Raw genomic sequence first — 6,096 nt, 5'->3', positions numbered from 1 at the left:
GCTCAATCGAATAGATGGTCGTCAGGCGTGTTGGCGCCGACGCCGAATTGACCCATCTGCCGAGAAATCACTGACCCACTCGGGAGGCTCGCGGACCAATGTCATTGCTGGGTCCACATCGATCGCGGGTGGGTCAGTCGCGGGTCGGCGCATGGGTCAATTTGGCGTCGGCGCCAACAGTCGGGGTTCTCGGCAGTATTGAGTTGGCACGGGCCGCGCTCAGGTCCGGCTGGTTTAATTGCCAGTCCGACGCACGAGACGGTGGACAAAGTGTTGTTCGGCCGAATTAAAAATAGCTAGTGGCTCTCCACCCTAACCCTTCGCGACTATATAGTTCGAGTATGCGCGCCGTAGCGCGACAACTTTTCGGTGCTTCGCCGCTTGCTCACTTATCGACAAAACGCCCATGTTCAAAAATTTACGCATCAAATGGAAGCTTGCCATTCTCGTGTCCATCATGCTTATCGCGCTAGTCGTCGTCGGCGCCTGCGGTTACGCAGGCATCTCGGCGGTTAGCCGGTCGGCAGATGAAGTCGCGACGGTGCGTCTGCCGTCGGTGCAGGGCCTAATGTCAATCAGTGAAGGGCAGACCGCCACTGCGGCCGCCGCGCTGACTACGGCCATTTACGAAAACGACTACCAGACCGCCGGCCGCTTCGACGAGGCGATCCGCTTGCATCAGCGAGCCTGGACCAGCATCGACACGGGCTGGGCCCAGTACTTGCCCCTTCCGCAGACCGATGAAGAGGCACACTTGTGGAAGCAGTTTGAGATCGACTGGACAACGTGGAAAGCCATGGATACCAAGATATTCTCTTCGATGAAGGCGATGGCCGCTAACGCCGATCCTGAGAAACAGAAAGCCCTGTTCGTGACCTTTTACAGCGACTACACGGCTTCGCGCCCGCTGTTCTTGAAAGCCGAAACGGCGCTCGACGTACTGCAAGCGCTCAACGACAAAGTGGCTAAGCAGAGCGTGATCGACGGCGCAATTGCAGCCCGTTCAGCACTGCACGTCATGCTCGCCTACGCGATCGGCGCGGCGCTGCTTGCGATAGGCTGCGCCATCTACATCACGAGCGCGATCACGGGACCGATAAACGCGGCTGTGATCGTTGCCCAGACTGTTGCGTCGGGAGACCTAACAAGCCGCATCACAGCCCACAGTCAGGACGAAACGGGCCAGCTGCTTACGGCGCTGGCGGCGATGAACGCCAGCCTCGTGGCGCTGGTAGGCCGCGTGCGCAGCGGTGCCGATACTATGGCGACGGCTTCGGGCCAGATCGCCAGCGGCAACCTGGATCTGTCTTCTCGCACCGAGGAACAGGCTGCCTCGCTCGAAGAAACCGCCTCATCTATGGAGGAACTTACGTCGACCGTGCGTCAAAACGCCGACAATGCGCACCAGGCCAACGAGCTAGCGCAGTCGGCGTCGCAAGTGGCGGTCAAAGGCGGTGCTGTGGTCAGCCAAGTCATCCAGACCATGAGTTCCATCCACGCCTCGTCGGCGCGCATAGTCGAGATTATCTCGACTATTGACGGTATCGCCTTCCAGACCAATATCCTCGCGCTCAACGCTGCCGTGGAAGCGGCGCGCGCGGGCGAGCAGGGACGCGGCTTCGCGGTCGTTGCTTCCGAGGTGCGGAATCTTGCGCATCGCTCGGCAGAGGCCGCGCGCGAGATCAAGACTCTTATTAACGACGCCGTGATGCAGGTCAGTTTGGGCACCGAACTGGTAACGCAGGCGGGAACTACGATGGATGAAGTGGTCGACAGCGTGCAGCGCGTGACTGACATCATGGCCGAAATTAGCCTTGCGACGCGCGAGCAGGCTAGCGGCATCGACCAAATCAACATCGCCATCGTCCAGATGGACGAGGTGACTCAGCAGAACGCGGCGCTGGTCGAGGAGGCTGCCGCCGCTACCGCCTCGTTGCAAGAGCAGGCCAGCGCCCTAGCCGGCGCCGTTGGCATGTTCACGCTCGTCACTGGCGCCATCGCTCCGCAGACACGTAACGGTTCTGTTCCGTTGTTGAGCGCAGGACGGAAGTTTTAGTACATTGCAGGCACGCGAAAATGGCCCGGATGGCTCAAGTACTTTCAGGCGCAATATCTCACACGAAACGTCATCGCCCAACAAGCTGGTGTGGAGACTAATTTGACAATCTGGATGAACGTACGAAATCTTCAGCGTGCCATGGACAAGGGTATTCCACGTCTAATTATCATTTATGGGCTGTGCGTATTGTCGATCGCTGGGCCCTGCCTCGCGGTTGCCCTAGCGTCTAGTCGTATCAGCCTGCGCCAGCAGCAGGACAGGGCAGAAACCATTGCCGCCGACATATTGCGTCGCGCACTGCGCGTTAGTGCGCAGACGCGGGCATCATTCGCGGCGTTGAGACGCTCACCGGATGGTATTGTCTGCAGCGAGTCTCATATTGAGTTGATGCGCCAGATAGTCGTCAAGTCCTATTTGCTTCTTGACGTGGGTATTGCTAGAGACGATCAGCTACTCTGTTCATCATTTGGCAAGAAACCGGTGAATATCGGATCACCAAGCTACTTAAGCGCGACCGGAAATTTAATCCGCAACAACGTAGGGCATCCCATGCTATTGGACGGAAAGATGCTAATTATCACGGAGGCGACATCCGGAGTCAGCGTAGAGATTCATGAAGACACAATCCTGGATGTATCGCCTGTGGACAGCGGCTTGGTGATCGGTTTGGTGGGTTGGAGCAAAAGACATATTATGATGCGTCGAGGAGACTTTGACTTCAATCGGATACGGGGGCCCGACTCCGAGTTCGATGGTTTTAGCTACGACGGGCGTTCTTTGATCGCGTGGAAGCGCTCCACCAATGCCGACTTCGCCGCAGTCGTGGTTGTTGGATCTTCAGAAATTCTGGCTAGTTGGAGACAGGTCGCTTGGATGATTGCGCCTTTGGGGATTCTTACTTGCTTAAGTCTACTATTTGTCGTTCGACAATTCGTTCGACAACAGGCATCACTTCCTACAAGGATCAAACGTGGTCTGGAGCGCGAACAGTTTTTTCTAGTATATCAACCTATTGTTGAACTGGCGACCGGGCGTACGGTCGGCGCGGAAGCGCTAGTGCGTTGGCGACTCGACGATGGCGACCTGATCGGCCCTGACATCTTTATTCCGGAAGCCGAACGACATCATCTGATAGAAAAAATTACCGAACGAGTAATTACGCTCTTCGAGCGCGATGCGGCTGGGCTTCTTACCCGCAATCCGGATATCTTCATCGCGCTTAATTTTTCGGCAGAGGACTTGTGTAGTTCCGACCTATGTTTCCGTCTAAGACAATGCATTAGTCGCATGGGTATTCAGCCGGGGCAACTTCATGTCGAGGCCACCGAACGTGTGTTCATCAACCATGAGCGCGTCAACCAAAACCTTAAGGCACTTAATGTCGAGGGCATCCCCACTGCCATCGACGACTTCGGGACGGGATATTCCAGCCTTGCATATTTAACGAGTCTTCAAGTCAATTGCCTGAAAATTGACAAGGCTTTTATTGACACCATCGGTATGGAAAGTGTAACCAGCCATGTAGTTAACCATATCATCGAAATGGCCAAGTCGCTCAATCTGGAAATGGTAGCAGAGGGCGTTGAAGCAGAACAGCAAGCCATCTACTTGCGAGAACACGGGGTGAAATTTGCGCAGGGATGGCTTTTCTCCAAACCTCTGTCGATCGAACAGTTCACGCATCGCGTTGGCGAAACAGGAGAGTCGAAATAGGGCTTTGTCGCATTGGCGAGGGGCGGGACGAAACTTTCCTGGCTGAGCATGACCGCTGTCGGCGCCGACGCCGAATTGACCCATCTGCCGAGAAATCACTGACCCACTCGGGAGGCTCGCGGACCAATGTCATTGCTGGGTTCACATCGATCGCGGGTGGGTCAGTCGCGGGTCGGCGCATGGGTCAATTCGGCGTCGGAGCCAACATTCGACTGCACAGTTACCGATTCTTGGCTAAGAAAGCGAATTGATCAGCGGTTCCTTAGGTCCCCTTGGTCGTTGCATTTTAATTAAATTGAATTTTTCTGATTGGGCTGTAGAAATGGTATCCATGAAACATGCCTGTAGAGATTTTTATTTCAGCTCAAGGATGCTGAGAATTTTGGTAGTCACGTTGGCCCTTAGCCCTGCCTATGTGATTGCCGCACAATGTCCTACCGAGGTACGCGTCGGTTTTCCGGACTTCCCTGTATCACCACTTCTTAACGGTACTACAGCACTTGAAGAAATTCCCGGTGACCTTGTTGTGTGGACCCGAAATGCGCTCGCAGGCGGGGACTGCAAACCCATCGTCTCGATACGAAGGTTGCCTCTCAACCGCTTGGTGGCTGAACTACGAGCAAAAACCGTCGATGTTGTACCCGGTGTCGGGCCTGCACTGCTGAGCACGTTACCGCTGGCCTTTCCTATGCGAGGAACAGCTCTAGATTCCAGCTTAATTATAGTGCGCGACCGGCTATGGATCTACGTTAGGGATGATGACAATGACATACGGTGGGACGGCACCCGGCTTAACGTTCAAAATCCCCGGATTGGGATATCTGCCGGAATAATGTCGACTAAGATAGCCGCTGACAAACAGGGATGGATCATAGACGTAGCCAAGAATCCAGAAAGTAATTTGACTAAACTTAGCTCGCATCGTATCGATGCGATCGTGGAGTCGGAACTATGGTTACAAAGATATTTAAACACTACGCCCAGCGTTCGAGCAAACATTCGCAAGCTTGAACCGCCGCTTGTCACGGTAGAGCGATACGCCCCTACGACAATCGATTTTTATCGGAAATACCCTGAGTACACACAGCAGTTCTGGCACTCAATGCGCCAGCAATCAGAAAAAGGCAAGTAACAATCGTATTATTTGTACCGACAAGCCGTTAGGGAAGCGCTGATTTATTCTTCCGGCCCCTTTCCGTAGGGCAGCGAGACCTGAGACAATATTGGCACATCCACCGCTGCCCCGTCGATCATGCAGAAGAGCTTTTCTGATCTCGAATACGCCGCCAAGAAGAAGTTGACGCGGCGCGACCGTTTCCTCGCCGAGATCGACAAGGTGACGCCCTGGTCGCAATTGCATCAGTTGATCACGCCGTTCTATCCGAAGGCCGAAGTTGCCGGCCGCCCTCCAATCGGCTTAGCGCGCATGCTGCGCATGTACGTTGCCCAGCAGTGTTTCGGGCTGTCCGACGAAGGGATCGAGGACGCGATCTACGACAGCCAGGCGATCCGAGGTTTCGTCGGCATCGGCCTCAATCGCGAGTCGGCGCCCGACGCAACGACGCTGTTGAAATTCCGCCGCAACACTTTGTTGCATAAATTGGTTCGTTCAACGGTCAAGCCTGGGCGCGAGGTAAACTGACGCCATGAATGCACCAGCGAAACCAAAGTACCGAACGACCAATTGGAAAGACTACAACACGGCGCTGAAGGCGCGCGGCTCGCTGCTCATCTGGCTAGACAAGGACATGTGCTGGCACGGCAGTGCAAGCGGCAAGCGGGGCCGACGCCCGAAATACAGCGAAGCGGCGATCCAGTTCTGCCTGACCATAAAGGGCTTGTTCAATCTGGCCCTGCGCCACGCGATGGGCATGGCGCAAAGTCTGCTCAGACTCTCTGGCCTGGACTGGCAAGTGCCTGATTTCAGCACCGTTAGCCGGCGCCAGAAGCATCTATCGGTAACAATCGGAGCGCAGCCGACGACAACGGGATTGCACCTCCTTATAGACAGCACTGGGATCAAGATGCTGGGCGAAGGCGAGTGGAAGACCAAAAAACATGGGGCCGACTACCGTCGCCAGTGGCGTAAGGTTCACCTTGGCATTGACTCGGCCACTCTGGAAATCCGGGCCATTGAAGTAACCGACAACGCCACAGGCGATGCGCCGATGCTGTCATGCCTGCTCGACCAGATCCCCGCCGATGAGACCGTAGCCAGCGTCAGCGGCGATGGTGCCTACGACACCAAAAGGTTGTCATGACGCGATCGCGCGACGTGGGGCACTGGCGGTTATTCCAGCTCGCAAGAATGTTGGCGCCTACGC

Annotated in this window: 3 protein-coding genes and 2 pseudogenes; all 5 read left to right on the top strand. The window is 55.6% G+C overall.

Going from position 1 to position 6,096, the window contains the following annotated elements:
• The first annotated feature begins 406 nt into the window (after nt 1-406).
• Nucleotides 407-2,056 carry a methyl-accepting chemotaxis protein gene (locus Q0S71_RS18335; protein ID WP_295999000.1) on the top strand — a complete coding sequence of 550 codons (1,650 nt, stop codon included), beginning with the start codon at nt 407-409 and terminating at the stop codon, nt 2,054-2,056.
• Between the two features lie 102 nt (nt 2,057-2,158).
• A complete protein-coding gene (locus tag Q0S71_RS18330; protein ID WP_295998998.1) occupies nt 2,159-3,772 on the top strand; it encodes an EAL domain-containing protein in 1,614 nt (537 codons plus the stop codon).
• Between the two features lie 247 nt (nt 3,773-4,019).
• Nucleotides 4,020-4,904 carry a hypothetical protein gene (locus tag Q0S71_RS18325; protein WP_295998996.1) on the top strand — a complete coding sequence of 295 codons (885 nt, stop codon included), beginning with the start codon at nt 4,020-4,022 and terminating at the stop codon, nt 4,902-4,904.
• Between the two features lie 120 nt (nt 4,905-5,024).
• A pseudogene (locus Q0S71_RS18320) lies at nt 5,025-5,354 on the top strand (transposase); the annotation flags it as partial.
• 64 nt (nt 5,355-5,418) lie between these two features.
• Nucleotides 5,419-6,082 (top strand): annotated as a pseudogene (locus tag Q0S71_RS18315) (IS5 family transposase); the annotation flags it as partial.
• Nucleotides 6,083-6,096 lie beyond the last annotated feature (14 nt).

The organism is Rugamonas sp., from assembly GCF_025354735.1.
Classification (GTDB): domain Bacteria; phylum Pseudomonadota; class Gammaproteobacteria; order Burkholderiales; family Burkholderiaceae_D; genus Rugamonas.
Note: the sequence above shows the minus strand (reverse complement) of the source record. Positions and strands in the feature narration are given on the sequence as shown.

What these genes read in the sequence shown, in the direction of transcription:
- Q0S71_RS18335 (WP_295999000.1), top strand. Translation starts at nt 407, where the DNA reads ATGTTCAAAAATTTACGCATCAAATGGAAGCTTGCCATTCTCGTGTCC.